Source organism: Paraburkholderia sp. SIMBA_027, from assembly GCF_046535315.1.
Lineage (GTDB): Bacteria > Pseudomonadota > Gammaproteobacteria > Burkholderiales > Burkholderiaceae > Paraburkholderia > Paraburkholderia tropica.
On record NZ_JAWRWY010000333.1, the window covers coordinates 1 to 293 of the forward strand.

Here is a 293-nt window from a genome sequence, read left to right on the forward strand (position 1 = left end):
ATTCCGGCGCTGGCGGGCCCGTCGGCGCTGGCGACGGTGATGCTGCTGACGTCGCAGGCGCCCGGCAAGATGTTCGAGTGGATCGGTGCGTTGACCGTCACGATGATCGTCTGCGCGATCGTGCTGATGCTGGCGGAGCGCATTCAGTCGTGGCTCGGCGAGCGTACGATGATGGCCTTCGAGCGGCTGATGGGACTCGTGCTAGTGGCGATTTCGGTCGAGATGATACTAGGCGGGATTCGCGCCTTCGTGCATCAGCTATGAGCGATTGCCGCTCTCGGCAAACAAAAAAG

The 293-nt window shown here is 62.1% G+C and carries 1 protein-coding gene; it reads left to right on the top strand.

The window, feature by feature from the left end:
- Positions 1-264 (top strand): MarC family protein (locus SB764_RS39310; RefSeq protein ID WP_410866651.1); only part of this gene is annotated, 264 nt, incomplete at its 5' end.
- Between the last annotated feature and the right edge of the window lie 29 nt (positions 265-293).